Source organism: Nocardioides sp. GCM10027114 (genome assembly GCF_042659625.1).
GTDB lineage: Bacteria > Actinomycetota > Actinomycetes > Propionibacteriales > Nocardioidaceae > Nocardioides.
Window position 1 is genome coordinate 73,849 of sequence record NZ_JBHSSS010000009.1, and the last position, 24,411, is coordinate 98,259.

The 24,411-nt window shown below is 73.9% G+C and carries 23 protein-coding genes; 9 read left to right on the forward strand and 14 right to left on the reverse strand.

What is annotated here, in order from left to right; genetic code table 11:
* Nucleotides 1-88 precede the first annotated feature (88 nt).
* The 3 genes from ACFP2E_RS05175 to ACFP2E_RS05185 form a co-directional block, all read right to left on the reverse strand.
* Nucleotides 89-1,453 carry an MFS transporter gene (locus ACFP2E_RS05175; RefSeq protein ID WP_378521533.1) on the reverse strand — a complete coding sequence of 455 codons (1,365 nt, stop codon included), beginning with the start codon at nucleotides 1,451-1,453 and terminating at the stop codon, nucleotides 89-91.
* 36 nt (nucleotides 1,454-1,489) lie between these two features.
* Nucleotides 1,490-2,272, reverse strand: coding sequence for a 3-hydroxybutyrate dehydrogenase (locus ACFP2E_RS05180; protein ID WP_378521534.1), 783 nt, complete (start codon nucleotides 2,270-2,272; stop codon nucleotides 1,490-1,492).
* Nucleotides 2,273-2,394: 122 nt separating this feature from the next.
* On the reverse strand, nucleotides 2,395-3,558 hold the full coding sequence (locus ACFP2E_RS05185) for a trans-sulfuration enzyme family protein (protein ID WP_378521535.1): 1,164 nt from the start codon (nucleotides 3,556-3,558) through the stop codon (nucleotides 2,395-2,397).
* Between the two features lie 109 nt (nucleotides 3,559-3,667).
* Between ACFP2E_RS05185 and ACFP2E_RS05190 the strand changes: the two genes are divergently transcribed.
* Nucleotides 3,668-4,168, forward strand: a complete 501-nt coding sequence (locus ACFP2E_RS05190) for an Lrp/AsnC family transcriptional regulator (protein ID WP_378521536.1) — start codon at nucleotides 3,668-3,670, stop codon at nucleotides 4,166-4,168.
* A gap of 27 nt (nucleotides 4,169-4,195) precedes the next feature.
* Here ACFP2E_RS05190 and ACFP2E_RS05195 read toward each other — a convergent pair whose 3' ends face one another.
* Genes ACFP2E_RS05195 through ACFP2E_RS05210 form a run of 4 tightly spaced genes read right to left on the reverse strand, consistent with a single transcriptional unit; the run spans nucleotide 4,196 to nucleotide 9,028 of the window.
* Nucleotides 4,196-6,037 (reverse strand): helix-turn-helix domain-containing protein, encoded by a 1,842-nt coding sequence (locus tag ACFP2E_RS05195; protein WP_378521537.1) that lies wholly within the window; start codon nucleotides 6,035-6,037, stop codon nucleotides 4,196-4,198.
* Entirely contained in the window at nucleotides 6,037-7,119 is a 1,083-nt protein-coding gene (locus tag ACFP2E_RS05200) for an RDD family protein (protein ID WP_378521538.1), read from the reverse strand. Before ACFP2E_RS05200 ends, ACFP2E_RS05195 begins: the two co-directional genes overlap by 1 nt.
* Nucleotides 7,116-8,219 carry an FHA domain-containing protein gene (locus ACFP2E_RS05205; protein ID WP_378521539.1) on the reverse strand — a complete coding sequence of 368 codons (1,104 nt, stop codon included), beginning with the start codon at nucleotides 8,217-8,219 and terminating at the stop codon, nucleotides 7,116-7,118. Before ACFP2E_RS05205 ends, ACFP2E_RS05200 begins: the two co-directional genes overlap by 4 nt.
* Complete coding sequence (locus ACFP2E_RS05210; RefSeq protein WP_378521540.1) at nucleotides 8,216-9,028, reverse strand: PP2C family protein-serine/threonine phosphatase; 813 nt, start codon at nucleotides 9,026-9,028, stop codon at nucleotides 8,216-8,218. The genes ACFP2E_RS05205 and ACFP2E_RS05210 overlap by 4 nt, the downstream gene beginning before the upstream one ends.
* Before the next feature lie 19 nt (nucleotides 9,029-9,047).
* On the opposite strand from ACFP2E_RS05210, the gene ACFP2E_RS05215 reads away from it, so the two are divergent.
* The 4 genes from ACFP2E_RS05215 to ACFP2E_RS05230 are packed head-to-tail and all read left to right on the forward strand — an operon-like array spanning nucleotide 9,048 to nucleotide 14,509.
* Nucleotides 9,048-11,384, forward strand: a complete 2,337-nt coding sequence (locus tag ACFP2E_RS05215; RefSeq protein WP_378521541.1) for a helicase-associated domain-containing protein — start codon at nucleotides 9,048-9,050, stop codon at nucleotides 11,382-11,384.
* Between the two features lie 36 nt (nucleotides 11,385-11,420).
* Nucleotides 11,421-11,990, forward strand: a complete 570-nt coding sequence (locus ACFP2E_RS05220) for a CGNR zinc finger domain-containing protein (protein ID WP_378521542.1) — start codon at nucleotides 11,421-11,423, stop codon at nucleotides 11,988-11,990.
* Entirely contained in the window at nucleotides 11,953-12,834 is an 882-nt protein-coding gene (locus ACFP2E_RS05225; protein WP_378521543.1) for a putative protein N(5)-glutamine methyltransferase, read from the forward strand. Before ACFP2E_RS05220 ends, ACFP2E_RS05225 begins: the two co-directional genes overlap by 38 nt.
* A gap of 10 nt (nucleotides 12,835-12,844) precedes the next feature.
* Nucleotides 12,845-14,509, forward strand: a complete 1,665-nt coding sequence (locus tag ACFP2E_RS05230; protein WP_378521544.1) for a DNA repair helicase XPB — start codon at nucleotides 12,845-12,847, stop codon at nucleotides 14,507-14,509.
* Nucleotides 14,510-14,771: 262 nt separating this feature from the next.
* Here ACFP2E_RS05230 and ACFP2E_RS05235 read toward each other — a convergent pair whose 3' ends face one another.
* Complete coding sequence (locus tag ACFP2E_RS05235; protein ID WP_378521545.1) at nucleotides 14,772-15,419, reverse strand: hypothetical protein; 648 nt, start codon at nucleotides 15,417-15,419, stop codon at nucleotides 14,772-14,774.
* A 285-nt stretch (nucleotides 15,420-15,704) separates the two neighbouring features.
* Here ACFP2E_RS05235 and ACFP2E_RS05240 point away from each other — a divergent pair, with 285 nt between their 5' ends.
* A complete protein-coding gene (locus ACFP2E_RS05240; protein WP_378521546.1) occupies nucleotides 15,705-15,905 on the forward strand; it encodes a PspC domain-containing protein in 201 nt (66 codons plus the stop codon).
* On the opposite strand, the gene ACFP2E_RS05245 is transcribed toward ACFP2E_RS05240, so the two are convergent.
* The gene (locus ACFP2E_RS05245; protein WP_378521547.1) at nucleotides 15,868-17,064 is read right to left on the reverse strand and encodes an MFS transporter; all 1,197 of its coding nucleotides are present in this window, start codon (nucleotides 17,062-17,064) and stop codon (nucleotides 15,868-15,870) included. The genes ACFP2E_RS05240 and ACFP2E_RS05245 overlap by 38 nt on opposite strands.
* Before the next feature lie 110 nt (nucleotides 17,065-17,174).
* Here ACFP2E_RS05245 and ACFP2E_RS05250 point away from each other — a divergent pair, with 110 nt between their 5' ends.
* The gene (locus tag ACFP2E_RS05250; RefSeq protein ID WP_378521548.1) at nucleotides 17,175-18,053 is read left to right on the forward strand and encodes an oxygenase MpaB family protein; all 879 of its coding nucleotides are present in this window, start codon (nucleotides 17,175-17,177) and stop codon (nucleotides 18,051-18,053) included.
* Between the two features lie 26 nt (nucleotides 18,054-18,079).
* Nucleotides 18,080-18,694 (forward strand): hypothetical protein, encoded by a 615-nt coding sequence (locus ACFP2E_RS05255; RefSeq protein WP_378521549.1) that lies wholly within the window; start codon nucleotides 18,080-18,082, stop codon nucleotides 18,692-18,694.
* Nucleotides 18,695-18,709: 15 nt separating this feature from the next.
* On the opposite strand, the gene ACFP2E_RS05260 is transcribed toward ACFP2E_RS05255, so the two are convergent.
* On the reverse strand, nucleotides 18,710-18,970 hold the full coding sequence (locus ACFP2E_RS05260; RefSeq protein WP_378521550.1) for a DUF4031 domain-containing protein: 261 nt from the start codon (nucleotides 18,968-18,970) through the stop codon (nucleotides 18,710-18,712).
* Complete coding sequence (locus tag ACFP2E_RS05265; RefSeq protein ID WP_378521551.1) at nucleotides 18,967-19,707, reverse strand: copper homeostasis protein CutC; 741 nt, start codon at nucleotides 19,705-19,707, stop codon at nucleotides 18,967-18,969. Before ACFP2E_RS05265 ends, ACFP2E_RS05260 begins: the two co-directional genes overlap by 4 nt.
* A gap of 98 nt (nucleotides 19,708-19,805) precedes the next feature.
* Between ACFP2E_RS05265 and ACFP2E_RS05270 the strand changes: the two genes are divergently transcribed.
* Nucleotides 19,806-20,186: a hypothetical protein gene (locus tag ACFP2E_RS05270; RefSeq protein ID WP_378521552.1), complete on the forward strand. Its 381-nt coding sequence runs from the start codon at nucleotides 19,806-19,808 to the stop codon at nucleotides 20,184-20,186.
* On the opposite strand, the gene ACFP2E_RS05275 is transcribed toward ACFP2E_RS05270, so the two are convergent.
* The 3 genes from ACFP2E_RS05275 to ACFP2E_RS05285 all read right to left on the reverse strand — a co-directional run bounded on the left by ACFP2E_RS05275 (nucleotide 20,152) and on the right by ACFP2E_RS05285 (nucleotide 24,335).
* The gene (locus ACFP2E_RS05275) at nucleotides 20,152-20,868 is read right to left on the reverse strand and encodes a GntR family transcriptional regulator (RefSeq protein WP_378521553.1); all 717 of its coding nucleotides are present in this window, start codon (nucleotides 20,866-20,868) and stop codon (nucleotides 20,152-20,154) included. The two genes, ACFP2E_RS05270 and ACFP2E_RS05275, sit on opposite strands and share 35 nt — an antisense overlap.
* Before the next feature lie 174 nt (nucleotides 20,869-21,042).
* Complete coding sequence (locus tag ACFP2E_RS05280) at nucleotides 21,043-23,580, reverse strand: ABC transporter permease (protein WP_378521554.1); 2,538 nt, start codon at nucleotides 23,578-23,580, stop codon at nucleotides 21,043-21,045.
* Nucleotides 23,577-24,335 carry an ABC transporter ATP-binding protein gene (locus ACFP2E_RS05285; protein ID WP_378521555.1) on the reverse strand — a complete coding sequence of 253 codons (759 nt, stop codon included), beginning with the start codon at nucleotides 24,333-24,335 and terminating at the stop codon, nucleotides 23,577-23,579. The genes ACFP2E_RS05280 and ACFP2E_RS05285 overlap by 4 nt, the downstream gene beginning before the upstream one ends.
* Nucleotides 24,336-24,411: the final 76 nt, after the last annotated feature.

Here is a 24,411-nt window from a genome sequence, read left to right on the forward strand (position 1 = left end):
TCCCACTGGCCGGCGAAGACCTGCCCGGAGATGCGCCGACCCGCCCCTGCCGGGCAGGTGGGGCGGGTCGGCGGGTCGGGGGTGGCCGTCAGTCGTGGGCGGCCCGCACCACGCGGTCGTGGCGCAGCGAGGAGGCCTTGGTCTCCTTGGCGAACAGCACGGCGACGATCGTCAGCACCGAGGCGATGGCGACGTAGACGCCCACCGCGAAGGTGTTCTTCTCCTCGACGGTGCCGAGCAGCTCGAGGGCGATGATCGGCGCCAGCGCACCGGCGAAGATGGACGCGAGCTGGTAGCCCACCGAGGCGCCGGTGTAGCGCACCGAGGTGCCGAACAGCTCGGAGAAGAACGCCGCCTGCGGCGAGTACATCAACGAGTGGAAGATCAGGCCGACCAGGACGGCGAGCATCACGCTGCCGGAGGTCATGTCGTCGAGCAGGCCGAAGAACACGAAGCTCCAGGCACCGACACCGGCGGCGCCGACGATGTAGAGCGGCCGGCGGCCGACGCGGTCGGACAGCGCGCCGATCAGCGGGATGATCACGAACTGCATGCCCGCACCGATCAGCAGCATCTTCAGGATCAGGTCCTTGTCGGCGCCGAGGTAGGTGGTCACGTAGGTGATCGAGATGACCGTGAAGATGTAGTAGGAGATGTTCTCGGCGAGGCGCATGCCCATCGCGATCAGGACCTCCTTGGGGTAGGTCCTGATCACCTCGAGGATCGGCAGGTGCGACTCGGTCTGCTTCTTCTCGGCGATCTCGGCCTTGGCCTCCTGGAAGACCGGCGACTCCTCGAGGGAGAGGCGGACGAACAGGCCGATCAGGACCAGCACGGCCGACAGCAGGAACGGGATGCGCCAGCCCCAGGCGAGGAACGCCTCGTCGCTCTGGACCGCCGCGAGCACGAAGAGGACGCCGGTGGCGAGCATGTTGCCGAGCGGGACGCCGGCCTGCGGCCACGAGGACCAGAAGCCGCGGCTCTCCTCGTCGCCGTGCTCGGCGACCATGAGCACCGCGCCGCCCCACTCGCCGCCGACCGCGAAGCCCTGCGCGAGGCGGCAGACCAGCAGCAGGATCGGGGCCGCGATGCCGATGGTGGCGTACGTCGGCAGCAGGCCGATCGCGAACGTCGCGACACCCATCATCATCAGCGAGACGACGAGCATCTTCTTGCGGCCGACGCGGTCACCGAAGTGGCCGAAGACGACGCCGCCCAGCGGGCGCGCCACGAAGCCGAGGGCGTAGGTGCCGAACGCGAGCAGGGTCGCGGTGACCGGCTCGGACTCCGGGAAGAACAGGGTGCCGAAGACCAGCGCGGCGGCGGAGCCGTAGAGGAAGAAGTCGTACCACTCGACCGCGGTGCCGACGAGGCTGGCGAAGACGACCTTGACGATCGGCGTCTTCTCCTGCTCGGTGCCCGTCTGCGGGGCGGGAGCTGACTGGGTGGTCATGCGGGTTCCTTTCGGGTGCGGCGGGGCGGACCCCGGTCAGGCGGCGGTCCAGCCGCCGTCGAGGAGGAAGGAGGAGCCGGTGATGGAGGAGGCGGCGGGGCCGCAGAGGAAGGCGACCATGTCGGCGACCTCCTCCGGCTCGACGAGGCGCTTGACGGGGGTGCGCGCGAGCAGCACCTCGTCGACCACGTCGTCGGCGTCGATGCCGTGGGCCTTGGCCTGGGCGGCGATCTGGCCCTCCACGAGCGGGGTCCGGACGTAGCCCGGGCAGACGGTGTTGCTGGTGACGCCCTTGCCGGCGGCCTCGAGCGCGATCACCTTGGACAGCCCCTCGAGGCCGTGCTTGGCGCTCACGTAGGCCGACTTGTACGCCGAGGCGCGGTGGCCGTGGACGCTGGACACGTGCACGAGGCGGCCGAAGCCGCGCTCGTACATGCCCGGCAGGAACCGCCGGGCGAGGCGGAACGGCGCCTCGAGCATGAGCCGCTGGATCAGCGCCCACTTCTCCGGGTCGAACTCCTCGATCGGAGCGACGTGCTGCACACCGGCACTGTTGACGAGCAGGTCGGTCTCGAAACCCAGCGCGTCGATCGCGGCACCGTCGGTGAGGTCGATGGCGTGGTGGTCGCCGCCGATCCGGGCGGCCACCTTCGCGGCGGCCTCCTCGTCGCGGTCGAGCACCGTGACGGCGGCGCCGAGCTCGGCGAGCCGGGTGGCCACGGCGGCACCGATGCCGCTCGCACCGCCGGTGACGACGGCGCGCCGGCCGGTCAGGTCGGGGCCACGGGTGACGCCATGGGTGACGGTCGTCTCAGGCATGCGCGGAACGCTACGGTCGCCGTCTCACTCCACGGAACGTTCCGTCGCCACACACATCAGGGCCGGAGATGTGGCCGCCCCACACTCCCGCGGGGAAACTGGCGGCAGCTCGCGCGCGGGGGTCAGGCGCGGGCGAGCGCCCGGTCGAGGTCCTCCCACAGGTCCTCGACGTCCTCAAGTCCCACCGAGACCCGCAGGAGCGCGTCGCCGGGCTTCGCCTCGGCGGCGACCGGGCGGTGGGTCAGGCCCGCGGGGTGCTGGACGAGGGTGTCGACGCCACCGAGGGACACGGCGTGGGTGATCAGCCGGCAGCCGGCGGCGGTGGCCTGCGCGGCGGCGTACCCGCCGGCGAGCTCGAGGGCGAGCAGGCTGCCCGGGCCGGCCATCTGGCTGCCGACCAGGCCCTGCGGGTCGCACTCCTTGAGGCCGGGGTAGCGCACGGCGGCGACCTTCGGGTGGTCGGCGAGCCGGCCGGCGAGCACGGCGGCCGTCTCCTGCTGGGTGCGGACGCGGACGGGCAGGGTCTGCAGGCCGCGGTGCAGCTCGTACGCCGCCAGCGGGTGGAGCAGGCCGCCGGTGACGGCGCGGACCTGGCGCAGCCGCACGGCCCAGTCCTCGTCCGCCGCGACCACGCCGCCCATCACGTCGCCGTGCCCGCCCATGAACTTGGTCGCCGAGTGGAGCACCAGGGTCACGCCGTGGACCGCGGGCCGCTGGAGGACGGGGGTGGCGAACGTGTTGTCGACGAGGACGGGGACGTCCCCAGCCTGCGCGACCACGGCAGTCAGGTCGACGAGGTCGACGGTGGGGTTGGCGGGCGTCTCGACGACGACGAGGCCGGTGTCGGGCCGCAGCGCCTCGGCGACCCGGTCGGGGGCCGCCCAGGTCACGGAGGTGCCCAGCAGCCCGGTGGCGATGAGGTGGTCGCTGCCGCCGTAGAGCGGGCGGACCGCGACGACGTGGGGACGACCGGCGGCGACCGACGCGAGCAGCACGGCGCTCAGCGCGGCCATCCCGGTGGCGAAGGCGACGGCCTCGGGACGCGCCTCGAGCGAGGCGACCGCGCGCTCGAACCGGTCGACGTTGGGGTTCCACAGCCGCTGGTAGACGAGCGAGTCGGCGACGCCCGGGCGGCGGCCGGTCGCCAGGGTCTCGTACGCCGCGCCGCCGTCGGTGACGTTCGGCAGCGGGTAGGTGGTCGACAGGTCCAGCGGCGGGACGTGCACGCCGAGGTCGGCGAGGTCCTCGCGGCCGAGGTGGACGGCGTCGGTGTCGAGTCGCGGCATGGCAGCAGGATGCGTGGATCCACGGCAGAGACGCAATGGATCCGCAGATCCCTCGAATATCCACGCTCTCAGCGAAGAATCAGCGCACACCGGGCGTAGGCTGCGTCACATGCCGAAGAACCTTCCCGGCCCGCCACCGCGGGAGCGCCCGCTCCTCGACGACGTCGACCGCGCCATCGTCGCCGCGCTGCTGCGCGACGGCCGGACGCCCAACGTGGTGCTCGCGAAGGCCGCCGGCGTGGCGGAGTCGACCTGCCTGGCCCGGGTCCGCAGCCTGCGCGAGCGCGGCATCCTCACCGGCGTCGCCGCCGAGGTCGACCTGGCCCGGCTCGGGCTGCCGGTGCAGGCGATGGTGGCGATCCGGTTCGCCGGTCATGCCCGCGAGGACGTCGACACCTTCGCCACCGAGGTGACCGCGCTCCCGGGGGTGCTGGCGGCGTACAACATCAGCGGCGCCGACGACTTCCTCGTCCACGTCGCCTGCGCCTCCCCCGAGGCGCTGCGCGACTTCGTGCTGGACAACCTCACCGGGCGGCCGGGCGTGGTCCACGCCGAGACCAGCCTCGTCTTCCACGCCACCCGGGGCCGGCAGGTGCTGCCCGCCGGGTGAGCCCGGACGTCGCCCCGGCCCGGCGGCTCAGGACCGCCGAAGCCGGTGGACCCGCAGCGCCAGCTGCAGGTCGAGGCCCCGCGCGGGATGGCGCCAGGAGTCGCCGAGGAGCTCGGTGACCCGGTCGAGCCGCTGGGCGACGGTGTTGGGGTGGACGTGCAGCCGGGTCGCGGTCTCCTTGGCGCGGCCCCCGGCCGCGAACCACGCCTCGAGGGTCGCGAGCAAGTGGGTGCCGCGCTGCTGGTCGTAGTCGACCACCGGGCCGAGGGTGGCCGCGAGGAACGCCTCGACCTCCTCGGGGCCGTTCTCCCCGAGCAGCAGCCGGGTGACGCCGAGGCCGGCGGGGTCGCTCACCTCGCCCGTGCGGCCCAGCGTCTCGAGCGTGTCGACCACCCGGCGGGCCTCGGTGTACGCCGCCCGCAGGTCGTCGCGGGCTGCCGCCACCCCGACGGTGGCCGCCACCGTCGCCCCCAGGGCCCGGGCCACCGCGTCGCGGGCGCGAGCGCCCACCGCCAGCGGGTCGTCGTCGGCCACGACCAGCACCAGCCGGTCGTGGTGGTCGCCGGCCAGGCCCCGCTCGGCGGCGGCGATGCGGGCCAGCGCCCGGGTGGCGGCATACCGGTCGGCGCCGTCGACCGCGACCACGGCGACGGCCAGCGGTGGCTCGAGCGAGACCCGCTGCCGTCGCGCGCGCTCGCGCAGGCCCAGGTCGGCGAGGCCGCCGCCGTCGAGCAGGTCACCGAGCAGGGCGGCCCCGAGGCGGTCCTCGGTCTCGGCAACGGTGCGGGCGAGCAGCAGCACGAGCGCGGTGACGATGGCGCCGCGCTCCAGAGTGCGGCGCTCGGCCAGGTCGAGGTCGCGGTCGACGCCGTCGAGGACGAGGGTGGCGACGTGCTCGGTGCCAGCCAGCGCGGCGGCCACGAAGACGCCGGGGCCGGCCGGGACGGTGCGCGCGGAGCGGACCGACTCCTCGACGGACTCCTCGAGGGCGGCGTCTGGGGCGACCCCGGCCACCACCTCGCCGGACGGCTCGAGCACCGCGAGCCGGCCGTCGAGGACCTCCGCGAGCACGGCCGCGACCTCGTCGACGCCACCGCCGTGCAGCAGCAGGTCGGTGAGCCGGTCGTGGGCGACCGCCGCGGTCTCCACCGCGGCCGCGTGGGCGGTCACCGCGCGGTTGGCGGTGTCGAGCTCGGCGAAGAGCCGGGCGTTCTGCAGCGCCACCGCGGCGTGCGCGGCGAACGACGTGAGCAGGCTGACCTCGGACGGCGGGAACGGGCGCACCGTCCGGTGGACGGCGAGCAGGGTGCCGATCACCTTCCCGTCGACGACCAGCGGGACGCCGAGGATCGCCCGGATCTTCTCCCCCGCCACCGCGTCGTCGATGTAGCCGCGGTGCACGAACCGCGCGTCCGACTGGTAGTCCTCGGTGAAGTACGGCGCCCCGGTCTGCGCCACCAGCCCCAACAGGCCGGTGCCCAGCGGCAGCCGCAGCCGCTTGAACTCGGGGGTGAGCGCGCCGTCGGTCACCTTCATGTACGACGCCCCCTCCTCCTCGTCGTTGAGGGAGAGGTAGGTCATGTCGGCGTTGAGCAGCTGCCGGGCGCGGCGCACGATCGCGGTCAGGATCGCGTCGACGTCGCGGATCGCGGTGAGGTCGCTCGCGGTGTCGTAGAGCGCCCGGAGCTCGGCCTCGCGGGCCCGCTGCCCGGCGATCAGGTCGCGCAGCCGGATCGCCACGTCGTGCTCGCGGCGCAGCCGGTCGAGCTCGGCGCCCGCGGCTCCGGCGCGGCGCGCCTCCTCGAGCAGGTCGTCGTACGCCGCCCGCGGGGCCTGGTCGTAGAGCAGGTCGAGGAAGGAGCGCTCCATCAGGGCTCCCGGACCACCGTCATCCGACGGTCGCCGAGGCGGACCACGTCACCGTCCAGCAGCGTGGTGGGACGCCCGGGCGGCAGCGGCCGCGAGACCCCCTGGCGCAGCAGCACCGACCCGTTGGTGGACCCGCGGTCCGCCACGACGAGCTCCCCGTCGGCGGAGACCTCGAGCTGGGCGTGGGTCTTCGACAGCGACATGTCGCCGGAGACCAGCGGCACCAGGTGGCCGACGGGCTCGTCGGGGCGCGGCTCCGGGCGGCGGCCGATCAGCACCGGTCCGTCGACGACGAGCTGCTCGCCGGAGTCGAAGCGGACCCGCCAGCGCGCGGTGGCCCGGCGCGGGGATGCCGGTCGACGGTCCGCCGCGCCGAGGGCCGCGGCCACCCGGGTCGCGGTCGGGTCGAACGCGTCGGCCGGCGCCGTGGGTGCTGACGAGGCGACGGCGGCGACGGCGTGAGGGGCGGTGGTCGCGGGCGTGGCGGTGGGGGCGGCGGGCGTGGCAGGTGCCGGAACGAGACGCAGCGCGGTGAGGTTGACGACCGGCTGCGGCACCTCGGCGGCAGGCACGGGCGGTGCCGGCCGGGGGCGGACGTCGACGACGACGCACTCGCTGAGCTGGTCGTGCCAGCCGCGTCGCCGGCCGCCGGGGTCCGTCACGGCCGTCCAGGCGAGCGTGGCGAGGCCGATGCCGAAGGTCGGCAGCCCCGCAACCGCGAGCACGAACGCGCGGGTGAGCCCGGCGGCCATCCCGGGGGCGTCCCCGGACCCGAGGCGGACGACCCGCAGCCCGAGCAGCGCCTTGCCGGGCGAGAGCCCGCGCAGCCCCAGCAGCGTCGCGGAGCCGAGCAGCACGGCGAGGCCGACGAGCAGCCCCAGCGCGACGCCGCCGAGCACGTGGCCCTGCGACAGCAGCAGCGCCCAGGCCGCCCACCAGCCGAGGGCGAGCAGCGTCCACCCGAGCATCCGGTCGACGACGTGCGCGTAGAAGCGGCGGTCGAGCTCCGCCGGAGGGAACGCGACCGGCAACGAGCTGGGGGCGGCGGGAGGACCGGGAGGGGCCGGGACTGCGGTGGTCACGCGTCGGCCACCCGGATCGTGAGGCCGTCGCCGAGGTCGACCACCGCGCCGGGCAGCAGCTGGACCGCCACGCCGGGCCGGAGGTCCTCGGGTGCCATGCCGGGCTGCACCAGCACGGTGCCGTTGGTGGAGCCGAGGTCGGTGACGACGGCGCTGCCGTGGTCGGCGCCGGAGCCGGGGCGGATCTCGAGGTGGGTCGAGGAGATCTCCTGCTGCGGGCTGGGCACGGTCACCAGCCGCGGCTGCTCGTCGGAGGGGAACCTGCGGGCCTCCGGGGCGCGCCCGACGACCACCGGCCGGTCGACGTCGACGGTCTCGCCATGGGACATGACCAGTCGGGCCACCGGCCCGGTCACGCCCGGCGCCGGCGGCTGACCGGGGATCCCGGGCGGGGGCGCGAAGGGCGCCGGGTCCCAGGGGCCGGCGCGGGTCAGCCCGTCGTGGTCGAGGTCGGGTGCTGCGGGGACGGCCGGCTGGTCGGCGGTGTCGGCGGTGGCCATGACGTCGCGCTCGTCGGCGGGCTGCTGGGGCGCGGCAGGCGCGGCCAAGGACGCGGGGACCTGCCAGGCCTCCGTGGCCGGTCCGGCGTCGGGGGTCGGCTCGGCCGCGGCACTGTCACTCCCGAGGTCGTCGGCGACGCGGCCGGCGAGGCGCCCGACCCGCAGCAGCCCGCCGGTGACGGGGTGGGTGGGCCCCTCATCGGCGCCGTCGTCGGGCCCATCTTCGGGGCCGGCGTCCGGCGCCGGCTCGACGTGGAGCGACGTCGGGGCGGGGACCCGGGCCTCCACCCAGGTCGCGGCGCCGGCACCGGTGACCTCCACGGGGTCGGCCGACCCGCCGTGACCGACGGCCACCCGGGAGTCGCCGCGCACCAGCACGAGCAGGTCGGCGTCACCCTCGGCGAGGAGCACGAAGCCGGGGAGCCCGCGCAGACCGTCGGCCAGCAGCAGGTCGAGGACCGCCTCGGCGTCGGCGCCGTCGTCGACGGCCTCCCACACGCGGGCCGCGCGCGCCCTCGCCGAGGGCGGCAGCAGCAGCGTCACCCGGTCACCGAGGACGGCGTACCACCGGCCCGGCCGGTAGGAGAGCGGGACGCTCACGGGAGGGCTCCCAATTTCTGCTCGAGGCTCTCGTGCTGCCGCGCGGAGCCGTGGGTCTGCTGCGCCGATGATCCCACCACATCGACCACGACCGCCGTCGCGTTGTCCTCGCCCCCTGCGGCCACGGCGGCGGCGACCAGCCGGTCGGCGGCCTCGGCCGGGCTGGTGGCCTCGCGCAGGACCTCGGCCAGCTGCTGCTCGTCGAGCTTGTTGCTGACGCCGTCGGAGCAGAGCAGCAGCCGCTCGGCGGACGGCAGCGGCAGCATGAAGTAGTCCGCGTTCGAGTTGTCACTGCCGCCGATCGCCCGGGTGACGACGTGCCGCTCCGGGTGGGTGGCCGCCTCCGCGGCGTCGATCAGGCCGGCGTCCTGCAGCTCCTGCACGACGGAGTGGTCGACGCTCACCTGCTCGAGCCGGCCGCCCCGGAGCCGGTAGGCGCGACTGTCCCCGACGTTGGCGAGCAGCCACCTCGGGCCCTCGTCGTCGGCCACGAGGAGCGCGGCGACGACGGTGGTCCCGGCGTGCTGCCGCTTGCCGCCGGCGACGTGGCGGCTCGCGTCGTACTCGGCGATGCGGCGACGGCAGGCGTCGAGGGTGCGCTCGACCGCGTCGGCGCCGGCACGCGGGTCGTAGCCCTCGTCGGCCAGCCGGGCGAACTCCTCGACCACGATCCGGCTGGCGACGTCGCCGCCCTCGTGCCCACCCATGCCGTCGGCGACCACGAACACCGGCGGCGCCATGAGGAAAGCGTCCTCGTTGACCTCCCGGACACGGCCGACATCCGTCGCGGCGCCGTGCTGCAGCTCCACCCCCGGTAGCGTGGGAGGGATGTCCGAGGTCGACCCCACGTCCGGTTCCGTGTCCGGCGCCGGTGACGCCCCCGAGGGGTACCGGTCGCTGGCCGACGCGCTGCGCGCCTGGCCCGACGAGCGGCTCTCCCGCCTGCTCGAAGAGCGTCCCGATCTCGCCACTCCAGCCCCCCACGACTCCAGCCAGCTGGCGTCGCGTGCCGCCACCCGGACCTCGATTGTGCGCGCGCTCGACCGGCTGACCCGATTCGAGCTCTGCGTCCTTGATGCCCTCGTGGTGGCCGGCCAAACCACCCGCGAGGCGCTGGCCGGGACAGTACCGGCCGACCCCGTCCTCGTGGGGGCCGCCGTGGACCGGTTCCTCGACCTGGCGCTGGCGTGGGAGACCTCCGGCGGGCTGCGCGCGCTCAGCGGCGTCGCCGACGGCCTCGCCGGCCCCTCCGGCGTCGGCCCGACCGGGCTGCAGCCGGTCTCGGCCGAGCCGCCCTCCCCCGGCGAGGTCGCCCGCCGGCTGGCCGAGCTGTCCCCGGAGGCCCGGGCGCTGCTCGAGCACGTGGACGGCCACGGCGGCCGGGCCACCGCCGGCACCGCCCGCCACACCGTCGCGCCCGACGACGCCCGCACCCCGGCCGAGGAGCTGCTCGCGCGGCGGCTGCTGGTGCCGCGGGGCGGGGGCGTCGTGGTCGTGCCCGGCGAGGTGGGGCTCGCGCTGCGGGGCGGACAGGTCCAGGCGACGCCGCTGCCGGTGGAGCCGGAGCTGGTCACGTCCGCGCGGTCCGCGGACCTGGTCGACCGGGCCGCCGCCGGCGCCGCCTTCGAAGCGGTACGTCGGGTCGAGCTGCTGCTCGACCACTGGGGCACCGAGCCGCCCTCGTCGCTGCGCAACGGCGGTCTGGCGGTGCGCGACCTCAAGGCGACGGCGGGCTTCCTGCACGTCGACGAGCCGACGGCTGCGCTGCTGGTCGAGGTGGCCTCGGCCGCCGGCCTGCTCGCGCTCGGCGCCGATGCGGAGGGCGACCCGGCGTGGCTGCCCACCGACGCCTTCGACGCGTGGACCGCCCGCGCCACCGCCGAGCGGTGGGTCTCGCTCGCGACGGCCTGGCTGGGGTCGCCGCGGCTGCCCGGCATGGTCGGCAGCCGCGACGAGGCCGGCAAGGCCCGCAACGCCCTGGCCCCCGACCTGTCCAGCCCGTTCGCGACCGAGAGCCGGCGGATGGCGCTGGCGGAGCTCGCCGCGGTGCCGGCCGGCGAGGTGCTGGCCACCGGCACCGGCACGCCGTCGGTCGTGGCCCGGGTCGAGTGGCGCCGGCCGCGACGGCCGCGGGTCAGGGCGCAGCAGGTGGCGTGGGCTGTGGAGGAGGCGACGGCCCTCGGCCTCGCCGCGCTCGGCGGCCTCGGCGCGGCCGGCCGGGCGCTGGTCGCCGGCGAGACCGAGGATGCGGCCACGCTGCTGGCGCCGCTGCTGCCCGAGCCGGTCGACCACGTGCTGATCCAGGCCGACCTCACCGCGGTCGCGCCGGGCCCGCTGGAGGCGGCGCTGGCGCGGCGGCTGCAGCTCGTCGCCGACGTCGAGTCCCGCGGCGGCGCGACCGTCTACCGGTTCACCGCCGGGTCGGTGCGCCGGGCGCTCGACGTGGGCTGGTCGGCCGCCGAGATCCACGACTTCGTGGGCGAGGTGTCGCGCACCCCCGTGCCGCAGCCGCTGACCTACCTGGTCGACGACACCGCGCGGACCTTCGGCACGGTGCGGGTCGGCCACGCGGAGGCGTTCCTGCGGTCCGACGACGAGGCGGCCCTGAGCGAGCTGCTGCACCACCCACGGGCGGGCAGCCTGGGGCTGCGGCGGCTCGCCCCCACCGTGCTGGTCAGCGACACCCCGATCGACGTGCTGCTGCCCCGGCTCCGCGAGCTCGGGGCCGCCCCCGTCGTCGAGGCCGCCGACGGCACGGTGCGCGTCGCCCGGCCCGACCAGCAGCGCGCCCGCACGCCCAAGGACAAGCGGAGCAGCCACCTGAAGGCCGCCCGGCGTACCGCCCACGTCGCGCAGGTCGTCACGGCCGTGCGGGCGGGCGACCGCGCCCTGGCGTCCCGCCCGGCCGACGCCGACCGCGACGACGTGGGCAGCAGGGCGGCGCTGACCCCGAGCGGGTCACTGGCGGCGCTGCGCGACGCCGTCGAGGCAGGCGCGACCGTGCTGATCGGCTACGTCGACAACCACGGCACCTCGACCGAGCGGGTGGTCGACCCGCTACGGGTCGAGGGCGGCTGGCTGACCGCCCACGACCACCGCAGCGACGACACCCGGACCTTCGCAGTGCACCGGATCACGGCCGTCCGGTCGGTCCCGACCGGCTGACCGGATGGCCCACCGCCACCGCCGTAGAGTTGCGGCGTGGACTTCGTCAGGTACGCCGAGGCATCCGCGAGCCTGGTGAACGCCGAGCTCGCGGACCGCGACGACCTCGTGGCCCACCTCGCCGGCCGGTCGTGGCTCCACGACCAGTGCACCGAGCGGGACGCGACGGTGCTGCGGAAGTTCCAGCGCGACCTCCGGCCGGTGTTCGAGGCCTCCGAGGACGGCGACGTCGGCAAGGTCATCGAGGGCATCAACGACCTCTTGGAACGCAACCCGATCACGCCGCGGATCTCCGACCACGACCCCGACGACCTGCACCTGCACGTCGCCAACCGGGCCGCCAGCGTCGCCGACCTGCTCATCGGCGAGTCGCTGCTCGGCCTCGCCACTCTCGTCTGCGACCTCGGCCCGCAGCGGCTCGGCGTGTGCAGCGCCTCGCCGTGCACCAACGTCTACGTCGACACCTCCCCCAACCGGTCGCGCCGCTACTGCTCGGACCGCTGCTCCTCGCGCGCAAACGTCGCCGCTTACCGGGCGCGGCAGAAGCAGGCCGCCGAGGCGGGGACGGATGCGGGGGCCGATGCGGGGGCCGGCTCCCCGGCTTGACGCGGTCGCGGCGCGGCTGCGCGCCGCCGGCTGCGTGTACGCCGAGGACGAGGCGCGGCTGCTCCTCGAGGCCGCCGCGTCCCCCGACGAGCTGGCCGCCCGGGTCGCGCGGCGGTGCGCCGGCGCACCCCTCGAGCAGCTGCTCGGGTGGGCCGAGTTCTGCGGGCTGCGGGTGCGGGTGGCGCCGGGCGTGTTCGTCCCCCGGGCCCGGACCGCGCTGCTGGTGAGTGAGGCGGTGCGGGTGGTCCGGTCGCTGGCGACAGTTCGTGACCTTCGGGTCGCTTCCGGCGGCGATCCGCGACCCGAGCGTCACGAACTATCGGATCCACGGCCCGTGGTCGTCGACCTGTGCTGCGGGACGGGGGCCGTCGGGCGCGCGGTGCTCGCCGGGCTGGCCCACCCGGGGGTCGACCCGGTCGAGCTGCACGCCGCGGACGTCGACCCCGCCGCCACCGCCTGCGCAGCCGACAACCTCGGCGACCGGGCCCGCGTCCACACCGGCGACCTGCTGGACGCCCTCCCCGGCCGGCTGCGGGGACGGGTCGACGTGCTCGTCGCCAACGCGCCGTACGTCCCCACCGGCCGGATCGCCGCGATGCCGCCGGAAGCGCGCGATCACGAGCCCCGCACCGCGCTCGACGGCGGCGACGACGGCGTCGCACTGCACCGGCGAATCGCCGCGGCCGCGCCGGACTGGCTCGCCCGGGGCGGCGCGCTGCTGCTGGAGACCGGCCGGGCGCAGGCCGGGCTCACCGCCGCCGCCGTGGCCGCCGTCGGGCTGCGGCCGGAGGTCGTGACGGACGACGACCTGGACGCCACCGTGGTCGTTGGCCGCCGTCCGTAACATTGCCCGGATGGACGGCCCGCTGATCGTGCAGAGCGACAAGACCCTGCTCCTCGAGATCGACCACGACCGCGCCGCCGACTGCCGCAAGGCGATCGCGCCGTTCGCGGAGCTCGAGCGGTCCCCGGAGCACGTGCACACCTACCGGCTGACTCCGCTGGGGCTGTGGAACGCCCGTGCCGCCGGCCACGACGCCGAGCAGGTCGTCGACACGCTGCTGGAGTTCAGCCGGTACGCCGTGCCGCACGCGCTGCTCGTCGACGTCGCCGAGACGATGGCGCGATACGGCCGGCTGCGCCTGGAGAAGCACCCCACCCACGGGCTGGTGCTGGTCTCGACCGACCGGCCGGTGCTCGAGGAGGTGCTGCGGGCCAAGAAGGTCGCCGGCATGCTCGGCTCGCGCATCGACGACGACACCGTCGCCGTGCACCCCTCCGAGCGCGGCAACCTCAAGCAGGCGCTGCTCAAGCTGGGCTGGCCGGCGGAGGACTTCGCCGGGTACGTCGACGGCGAGGCGCACGCGATCGCGCTCGACCAGTCCGACTGGCACCTGCGTGACTACCAGCGCGACGCCGCGGAGTCGTTCTGGCACGGCGGGTCCGGGGTCGTCGTCCTCCCCTGCGGCGCCGGCAAGACGCTGGTCGGCGCGGCCGCGATGGCGCACGCGCAGGCGACCACGCTGATCCTCGTCACCAACACCGTCTCCGCGCGGCAGTGGAAGGACGAGCTGGTCCGGCGCACGTCGCTGACCGAGGAGGAGATCGGCGAGTACTCCGGCGCGGTCAAGGAGATCCGCCCGGTCACCATCGCGACGTACCAGGTGCTGACCACCAAGCGGAAGGGCGTGTACCCGCACCTCGAGCTGCTCGATGCCCGCGACTGGGGGCTCATCGTCTACGACGAGGTGCACCTGCTGCCGGCGCCGATCTTCCGGATGACCGCGGACCTCCAGGCGCGCCGCCGGATCGGGCTGACCGCGACGCTGGTGCGCGAGGACGGCCGCGAGGGCGACGTGTTCTCGCTGATCGGGCCGAAGCGGTACGACGCGCCGTGGAAGGACATCGAGGCGCAGGGGTGGATCGCGCCGGCCGACTGTGTGGAGGTGCGGGTGACGCTGCCGGCCTCGGAGCGGCTGGCCTACGCGACCGCGGAGCCCGAGGAGCGCTACCGGCTGGCGTCGTGCACCCACCACAAGATCGACGTGGTGCGGGCGCTCGTCGACCAGCACCCGGGCCAACCGACGCTGGTGATCGGGCAGTACATCGAGCAGCTCGACGAGATCGCCGAGGCGCTCGACGCCCCTGTGATCAAGGGCGAGACGTCGGTCAAGGAGCGGCAGCGGCTCTTCGACGCCTTCCGCTCCGGCGAGATCGGGCTGCTGGTCGTCTCGAAGGTCGCCAACTTCTCCATCGACCTGCCCTCGGCCGAGGTGGCGATCCAGGTGTCCGGCTCGTTCGGCTCCCGGCAGGAGGAGGCGCAGCGCCTCGGCCGGCTGCTGCGGCCGAAGACCGAGGGCAAGTCCGCGCACTTCTACACGATCGTCTCCCGTGACACCGTCGACGCCGACTTCGCGCAGAACCGGCAGCGGTTCCTGGCGGAGCAGGGGTACGCCTACCGGATCGTCGATGCCGAAGCGGTCGAGCGGGGCGGTCCGATCGCCGACGGCGGCGCGTGAGGATCCGGTCGACCTGCGAGGCGTCCATGGGCACCGATGCCGAAGCGGTCGAGCGGGGCGGTCCGATCGCCGACGGCGGCGCGTGAGGATCCGGTCGACCTGCGAGGCGTCCAAGGGCACCGATGCGGAGGACGTGGAGCGAGGCGGGCTGTCCGCGTAGCGATCCCCGGCTATCCGGGGATTCCTGGTGCCCGCGTGCGCAACAGCAGGTTGAACCCAGCCCTGGACCTGCGGTTGCGCACAACTAGGCGCTCCCTCCCGGTCACCCGTAGGTGGGAAGCTCCCAAGGGCATTCCTCGGGGTCTGTCAGGGCGCTTTCTGACGTTAGCGAATCCATGTAGTGATCTGCCGCATAAGCAACGAAGTCCTCTGTGTACTTCCGCAGCGACCGTATGTCGCTGTCGAAACGAGCGGCTGGCGCCGGAACCATAGGCAAGCCATTCGCTGTCGCCATGTTGAGGTTCTTCCCCGTCACCTCGAATCCCTCGATTAAGCACGACGCGAATTCGAAGACGAGCGGATCGCCCACGACTTGAGCATCAACGGCAGCTTCTCTGACCAAGAGGTGTGCCTCTCCAACTACCTTCGGGATCGGCCTCGAGGTCTTCTTGCCAGTTGCAAAGAACCTCGCATTCAACGACAACTTCCTGACTCCGTCCCGGGCCATGTGGCCGAGGTTCGCATAGGCCTCGCTCCGCTGCTCGAAGGCTAGGAAGTCACGCTGACTTACCAACTGCTCGCGAGTGGTCTCCGATTCCGCGTCGGCCACCATCTTGGCTGAGTCCGTAGCCGCATCAGCGAGCAACCAGGCCGCGATCAGCCCCCCGGCGAAGATGAGTACGGACGAAACGATCGAGGCCCAGAACTGGTGCCGGATCTGCGCACTCTGATCCGCGATCAGGTTGCTCAACCTGTCAAACTCGCGCGCTCCAGTAGACATTCTATTTTCTCCCCCGTTCACGCGCGTATCTTCATAGGAAGAACCTCCAAGACTCTGCATTGACACGCACTTGACTATCGACGCGATAGCCCCCGTTCCGTACCTGCTCGCCGGTCCGAATAGCAGGCGCTGTCAACACTCCCCCCAGCGACGATTGAAGGCAGTCCCACGTACACCTCAGGGGTCACCCTGAACGCACCCCCGGATCGGCGTCCCGGGGCTGACTTCGCGGACCCGGCGAGGCAGGCTCGAGGCATGAACAACACGCTCGTCCGTCCCCGTGACCGCTGGATCGCCGGCGTCTGCGCCGGCCTCGGTCGCAGGTTCGGCATCTCCCCCAACAAGGTGCGGCTGATCTTCGTGATCAGCTGCCTGCTGCCGGGACCGCAGTTCGTCGTCTACATCGCGCTGTGGATCCTCATGCCGAACGAGGAGCGTGCTGCCGCCCGCTGGTGACGTCCACCCGCGGCCGCGCGAGGTACGCCGTCCACAGCGCACCCGCGAACGCCACCCCGCCGGCCACCGCGAACGCCCACGGGATGCCCTGGTCGCGGGCGACCAGCCCGAGCACGATCGGTCCCGCGCCGAGGCCGAGGTCGAGGGCTGCGCTCGCCGTCCCGGACGCCGCACCCCGCTCCGAGGGCCGCGCGGTCGCGAAGATCGCGGCGAAGAACGACGGGGTCACGAAGGTGATGCCGAGCGCGGTGAGCACGGTGCCGACCAGCAGTCCGGCGGTCGTCGTCCACGCGCCGATGACGACCAGGCCGACCCCCATCACCGCGAGCGACGAGGCCGCGAGGGGCAGCAGCGGCAGCCGGTCGGGGACCCGGGCGAAGACGATCCGGCAGGCCACCACGACGCAGCCGTAGACGAACAGCGCGAGGCTCGTGCTCCGCATCCCGATCTCGTCGGCGTGCAGCGCCACGAACGCGAGGAAGCCGCTCATGGCGACCAGCGCGGTCATGAACCCGAGCGTCAGCGGCAGCGCCGGCCGGTGGATCAGCCGGCCGTGCCCCTCGTCGGCGGCGTCGAAGGAGCGCTCGGGCTCGGGCAGGGTCAGCACCACCGCCCCGGCGACGCCCGCCAGCACGCCCGCCCCCACCCAGGCGGTGGTGAACCCGCCCGTGTCGAGCAGCCACTCGCCGATCGGCGGGCCGAACGCGATACCGAGGTAGAGGCCCAGCGAGTTGTAGCTCAGCGCCTCCCCCATCCGCTCGGCCGGCGCGATGTCGGCGAGCAGTGCGAAGCCGGACACGAAGAACGCCGCCTCGCCGACCCCCTGCAGCAGCCGCAGCAGCACCACCGGCGCCAGCGACCCGGCGTACGGCATCAGCAGCATGCCCACCGCCGCGAGCACCGCGCCGAGCAGCAGCAGCGGGCGGCGCCCGAGCCGGTCGGAGTAGCGGCCGGCGAACGGCCGGCAGAGCAGCGCGGTGATCGCGAAGGCGCCGAACGCGAGGCCGGCACCGGCCTCGTCGGACCCGATCGGGCCGGTGACGTAGAGCGGCAGCGCCACGATCGCGATGCCGACGGACGTGAAGTAGGCGAGATCCGCCACGCCCAGCAGCACGAAGGCCCGGGTGAACAGCGGCGGGCGAGCAATCGGCTCGGCCATCCTTGGACGCTACTCCGGCCCCCGGCAGACGTCATCGCCCGAACAGGCCACCCCTCATGGCGCGGGCCAGCGGCAGGGCGACGTGAGGACCCGTCCGTACTCTCGAAGGCATGATCGTCGACCTCCGCGAACGGCTGGGCGACGCGCTGTTCCGGCGCGTGGCCGGTCCCGACGGCGAGAAGCACCGCGCCCGGATCCACGGCACCCCCGGCCCGAGGTGGTTCGACCCGGACAGCCCGATCGGCGTCGTCCACGGCGACGCCGCGATGTTCGTGGGCGGCATCCGCGCGGTGCTGCTGCAGACCCTGCACCCCGCGGCGATGGCGGCCGTGGCCGAGCACAGCGGCTACCGCGGCGACATGTGGGGCCGGCTCGCGCGCACCAGCCGCTTCCTGGCGGTCACCACGTTCGGCACCGCCGAGCACGCCCAGCGCGCCGTCGACGCGGTGCGCGCGATCCACGAGCGGGTCAACGGCACGCTCGACGACGGCACGCCGTACGCCGCCTCCGACCCGCACCTGCTCCGCTGGGTGCACGTCGCCGAGGTCGACAGCTTCCTGCTCGGCCACCAGGTCCACGGCGCGCGGCCGCTCGACCAGGCCGGCCGGGACGAGTACGTCGCCCAGACCGCCGAGGTCGCCCGGCGGCTCGGCGTGGTCGACCCGCCCACCACCGAGGCGGAGCTCGCCGAGCAGCTCGCGTCGTTCCGGCCGGAGCTGCGGGTCACCCCCGCGGCCCGCGAGGCCGTCTCCTACCTGCTGTGGCAGCCGCCGCTGCCCGCCCCCGCCCGACCGGCGTACTGGACCCTGATGGCCGCCGGCATCTCCCTGATGCCCGAGTGGTCGCGCCGGCCGCTGGGCCTGCCGTCGACCCCGGTGACCGACCGGCTGCTCGCCCGCCCCCTCGGCGAGGCCGCGGTCCGCACGATCCGCTGGGCGCTGGCTCCCGGGCGGCAGGAGGCCCAGACGCTCCGGGAGACCTCGGCCTGACTCCGCCGCGGTGGTTGGATGGACCGGTGCCGCTCCATGACCCGTCGGACGCACTGGGATCCCGCTGGCCGCTCCCCGACGAGACGACCACCCGCGACGCGCTGCTCGCGGCGTACGGCGCGCCGAGGCGCGGCTACCACGACCTGCGCCACCTGATCGAGGTCCTCGACCGGCTCGACGAGCTGGCCGCCCACGGCACGACCTACGACCGGCTGCCGGTGGTGCTGGCGGCGTGGTTCCACGACGGCGTCTACGACGGCCGGCCCGGCGCCGAGCAGCGGTCCGCTGCCTGGGCCGAGGAGGCGCTGGCCGCGCACCCGGCGCCCACGGCGGCCGAGGTCGCGCGACTGGTGCTGCTCACCGAGCACCACCGTCCGGCCGACGACGACGCCAACGGCGCCGCCCTGTGCGACGCCGACCTAGCGATCCTCGCTTCACCCGAGGACCGCTACGCGGAGTACGTCGCCGACGTGCGGCGCGAGTACGCCCACGTCCCGGACAAGGCGTTCCGCGCCGGCCGGGCGGCGGTGCTGCGCGACCTGCACGATAAGCCGCACCTGTTCCAGACGGCGTACGCCCGGGAGCACTGGGAGGCGGCGGCGCGGGCGAACCTCGACCGCGAGCTGGCCGACCTCGGCTGACCAGTCAGCACAGGGTCAGCGGCGGGGCTTGCGGCGGCGCAGCCCGGCGGCGGCCAGCCGGGCGATCAGCTCACGGGAGCTGACCGGCACCGCCCCGAGCTCGATCACCCGGTCGTACCACTCGGCCGGCACGTCGTAGTGGTCCCGGTCGAAGCCACGCTCGGGGATGCCGAGCTCGCGGGCGAACGCGTGCAGCTCGTCGTACGACGTGTCGCTGGCGAGGTGCGACCACATCCGCCCGTGCCCCTCGGCGTTGGGCGGGTCGATGAGGATCACCCGGCGACGGTACCGGCCTGACCGGCAGGGCCCGGCCGCCGCGTCGCCCGCTCGACGGCGTCGTCGAGCAGCAGCCGCCACGAGCGGACGTGGCCGGCGTCGACGTAGGCCCGCTCGGAGCCTCCGGGCCGCACCTGGCGTCCGACGTGGAGCTGGCGCACGCCGGCCCGCACGAACCACGGCACCTGCTCGGCCAGCACCCCGCCCGACGGCACCAGCAGGGCCGCGAGCACCGGGTCGGCCTCGGCGGCAGCGAGCAGGTCCTCGTGGCCGGTGGCGAAGCCCTGCGGCGACCCGGCGGAGTGCACGCCGACGAGCCCGACGAGGCCGAGCACCCGACGCCATGCCCGGCGCGGGTCGAGGGCTGAGTCGAGGGCGCGGTGGAAGGTCCACGGCACCGACGAGAGGGTGCCGGCGAGGTGGGCGCAGACCTCTGCGTCGACCTCGAGGTCGTGGTCTAGGAAGCCGAAGGACAGTCCGGCGGCGCCACACCCGAGGTAGTCCTCGGCGAGCCCGACGAGTCGGGTGAGCTCCCCGCCCGTGGTGGTCCAGGAGTCGTTGAGGCGCAGCACCACGAAGACCGGGAGCTCCGTCTCCCGGCAGGTCGCGGAGACGGTCGCCGGGTCGGGCGAGAGGCCGCCGGGGGCCACGAGGTGCAGACGGTCCGCGCCGCCCTCGTCCGCACCCGCTACGTCGCGGGGTCCGAGGACGGTCACCTCGAGCAGAGCCCGGCCCATACCCCGAGGGTAGGACGCGGTCGGGCCCGATCGTGGGAGGCCGACGTGATGCACCCGACGTGGCGCGGGCTCACCGTGCGGGGGGCACCATGGGAGGCATGGACCCCGTGGACCCGGCCCTCCTGCTCACCGCCCGCGCCCGGGTGCTCGCCGACCTCGAGGCCAGGCACCACGCGACGCCGGACGCGGTCTCGGCGCTCGAGGAGGCGGTCTCGTCCCGCACCTGGTGGGCGGAGCAGTGGCCCGAGGGCGCGGCGTACGTCGCGGGGCTGGTGGCCCAGGACGTGCAGGACGCGCTGTTCGAGACCGTCGGCCGCTGGCCGCTGTGCGTCGAGTGCGAGGACGCGCCGGAGCACGCGCTCTACATCCAACCGGACCTCGGCGGCCCGGACCCGGTGTGGGTGTGCGAGGAGTCGGGACGCGAGGTCGCGCCCCTGGGGCGGCTCAGCCCGACTCGCCCAGCTGGACCCACATCGTGAAGCGGTCCGCGCGGTAGACCGACCGCGAGACCTCGACGACCTTCTCGTCGCACAGCGCTCGACGGGACTGCCGCAGGACGGCCGCGCCCGGCTTCACCTCGAGCAGCGTGGCCTCGTCCTCGGTGGCGAGGTCGGCGGTCACCGAGTCCTCCGCCCACGTCGGCCGCAGCCCGCGCTGGGACAGCGCGTCGTAGAGGCTGGTCGGCATGCCGCTCTGCAGGAAGCCGGGGATCAGCACCTCGTTGAGGTAGGCGTCCTCGATGCACATCGGCGCCGAGTCCGCGCGCCGCAGCCGCTTCCAGTGGATGACCGCGTCGCCCTCGGTGATGCTCAGCGCGCGGGCGACACCGGGACCGGCCTGCTCGCGTCGGGCGAGCAGCGTCTGCGACTCGGCCAGCATGCCGCGGCGGCTCATCTCCTCGGTGTAGCCGAGGAGACGGCCCACTTCACGGCGGGGCCGGGCCACGAACGTGCCGCGACCGGGGACCCGCTCCAGCAGGCCCTCGCTCACCAACGCGTCCATCGCCTGGCGCACCGTCATCCGGGCCACGCCGAACTTCTGGACCAGCTCGCGCTCCGACGGCGCCGGGGAACCGGGCGCGAGGTCCTTGACGAGGTCACGGACGTACTCGCGCACCTGTACGTGCTTCAGTGTTCGCGCCCCCACCAGCAGATCTCCCACCTCTGCACTGTAAGGGCGGTCTATACGAGTCGTCCCGGGTTCCGATGTGGTTTACCCAACGACTCCCCCATACGGGCTACGGCTCATGACCCGGTCGGGTGGCTGCCTTGCGGGGAGTTCTCGGGCAGCTGCCTCGGGAGCCCTCCGTCACCCCCGTGTCGGCAGCCCCGGGACCTACTCCGTGGCGATCGCGCGGAGCACGTCGAGCCGGGCCGCACGACGCGACGGGAGCACCGCCGCGAGCACCCCGATGACGAGCGAGACGCCGAGGAAGACACCGAGCTGGTCCCACGGCACGCTGATGACCTCGAGGCCCTGGTCGCGGATGGCGTACATCATCGCGACGCCGAAGCCGATGCCCATCACGACGCCGAGCAGCGCACCCAGCAGCGAGATGACCACCGACTCGAGGGTGACCATCCAGCGCAGCTGTGCCCGGCTCACCCCGATCGCCCGCAGCAGCCCCACCTCGCGGGTGCGCTCGATGATCGAGAGTGCGAGCGTGTTGACGATGCCGAGCACGGCGATCACCAGGGCGAGGCCCAGCAGGGCGAAGATCATCAGCACCAGCTGGTCGATCGGCCCGCGCTGCTCCTCGGCGAACTCGTTCTGGTTCTTGACCGTGACCACGGGGTTGTCGGCCACGACCTCGGCGAGCCGGTTCTGCAGGCCCACCTGCTCGCCGCCGGTCATGATCACGAGGGTGTTGTCGGCACGCGGGAAGCCGGCGTCCTCGAGCGCGTCGATCGTCGTCAGGACCGGGAAGAACACGACCGGGTTCTGCTCGTAGGTACCGACCACCTCGAACGTCTTGTCACCCGTCGGCAGCTCCCACGTCATGGTGTCGCCGACGGCCAGCCCCTGCCCCTCGGCCCAGCCCTCCTCGAGCAGCATGGTGTCGTCGGCGAGGCGGTCGAAGGACCCCTCCGCGGCCACGAGGCCCAGCTCGTCGGAGGTGCCGGGGGCGATGGCGGCCATGGGCTCGTCGTCGTCCTCGTACGTCGCGAAGGCGAACCGCTGGCGGACCACCTGGTCCACGCCCTCGACCTCGGCCATCTCCCGGCCGATCGACGGCGAGAACGGCTGGCCGAAGACGTTGCTGACGATGTAGTCGCCGACGAAGTTCTCCTCGACCGACTTGTCGACGCTGGCCTTCGCCGAGTCGCCGACGATCGCCATCGTGCACGCCAGCGCGAGGCCGATCATCAGCGCCGACGCCGTCGCGGTGGTGCGGCGCGGGTTGCGCAGCGAGTTCTGGCCGGCGAGGTTGCCGATGCTGCCGAACACGGCGGCGTACAGCCAGCGCGCGGCGGCCAGGAACGGCCGGGTGATCACGGGCGCCGCCACCGAGACGCCGAGCAGGATGCCGAGGACCCCACCGCCCACGAACCAGCCGGCGCGCGGCACGTCCCCGAACAGTCCAGCACCGAGGGCGACGCCGCCGGCGACGAGCAGCCCGACCCCGGCGGCGAGCCGGCGCTTCACCGACGCCTCCGGCATCGCGACGTCGTCGCGCAGCGCCTGGACCGGCGCGATCCGACCGGTCCGCCGGGCGGGCAGCCAGGCCGCGGCCATCGTGACGGCCACGCCCACGACGTACGCCGCCACGACGGTGCGGGTCTGGAAGATCAGGCTCTGCCCCGACAGGTCGAGGCCGAAGTTGCTGAAGAGCTCGCGGATCCCCATGGCCAGCACCACGCCGAGGCCGAGGCCCAGCGAGGCGCCGATGAGGCCGAGCACGAACGCCTCCAGCAGCACCGACGCCGAGACCTGGCGCTTGGACGCACCCAGGGCGCGCAGCAGGGCGAGCTCGCGGCTGCGCTGGGCGACCAGGATCGAGAAGGTGTTGACGATGAGGTAGGCGCCGACCACCAGCGAGATGCCGGCGAAGATCAGCAGGAACGTGGTGAGGAACGAGATCGCCTCGACGAGCGCGGTGGCCGCCTCGTCGGCGGCCTCGTCGCCGGTGACCGCCTCCACGTCGTCGGGCAGCTCCTCGGCGACCCGGTCCCGCAGCTCCTCCTGGCTGGTGCCGGGCGCGGCGGTGACCCACAGGTCGTGGAACGCGTTGCGGCCGTCGAGGAAGAGGTCCTGCGCGGTCCTCGTGTCGAACAGGGACAGCGTGGCGCCGTTGGTCGAGCCGCCCTCGGCGAAGTCGGCGAGGCCGACGAGCTCCGGCTGGAGCACCGCCTGGTCGCTCGCGGTGACGATCCGCACCTTCTCGCCGATGGAGTAGCCGGCCTTGCTGGCCGTGCGGGCGTCCAGGACGACCTCGCCCGGGCCGTCCGGCTCGCGGCCGTCGACGATGGTGAGGCCCTCGAGGCCGCGGCCGGCCGGGGCGTCGTTCCAGTTGCCGCCGAAGGCGGGCGGACCGAAGCCGCCGACCACCTTGTCGTCCTTGCCGACGACGTAGACGCCCACCGCACCGACGTTGCCGTCCACCCGGGCGGCGCCGGGCACCTCGGCGAGCCGGTCCACGAGCGACGCCGGGACGGTGCGGTTGGTCGGGAAGCCCTCGGCGGTGGTGCCGCCCTCGGGCCGCACCACCACGTCGCCCACGCTGGAGGCGAAGATCGCGGTGAAGCTGCGCTCGAGGGTGTCGGAGAAGATCAGCGAGCCCGCCACGAAAGCGACGCCGAGGACGATCGCGAAGGTGCTCATGAGCAGGCGCACCTTGCGCCCGAGCAGGCTCTTCAGGGCAGCCCGGATCATGCGGGCGCCGTCATCCGCGTCATGACCTCGAGGACGCTCTCACGGGTGGGCTGCCGCATCTCGTCGACCACGCGGCCGTCGGCGAGGAAGACGACCCGGTCGGTCCACGCCGCGGCCACCGGGTCGTGGGTCACCATGACGACGGTCTGCCGGAACTCGTCGACGCTGCGGCGCAGCAGCTCGAGCACCTCGGCACCCGAGTGGGAGTCGAGGTTTCCGGTCGGCTCGTCGGCGAAGACGATCCGCGGCCGGCTCACGAGGGCGCGCGCGACCGCCACCCGCTGCTGCTGCCCGCCGGAGAGCTCGTTCGGCTTGTGGTGGAGCCGGTCGCCGAGCTGCACGGTGGAGATCACGGACTCGTACCACTCGGCGTCGGGCTTGCGGCCGGCGATCGCCAGCGGCAGCAGGATGTTCTCGCGCGCGGTCAGCGTCGGGACAAGGTTGAAGGACTGGAAGACGAAGCCGACCTGGTCACGGCGCAGTCGCGTCAGGGCCTTGTCCTTGAGTCGGGTCAGGTCCTGGTCGCCGATCAGCACCGACCCCGAGTCGGCGGTGTCCAGGCCCGCGCACAGGTGCATCAGCGTCGACTTGCCCGAGCCGCTGGGGCCCATCACGGCGGTGAACTCGCCGGCCCTGATGTCCAGCGACACGTCGTCGAGGGCACGCACCAGCGCCTCGCCGGAGCCGTACGTCTTGGTCAGGTTCTTCACGCTGGCCGCCACGCCCGTGGCCGTCACCGTGTCGCTCGAGGTCATGGGGTCCAGCATTCCAAGGCCGGCCAAGGCCCGCATGGGTGTTTACGTCGGGTTCACCCGGACGGCCACCCCGAAC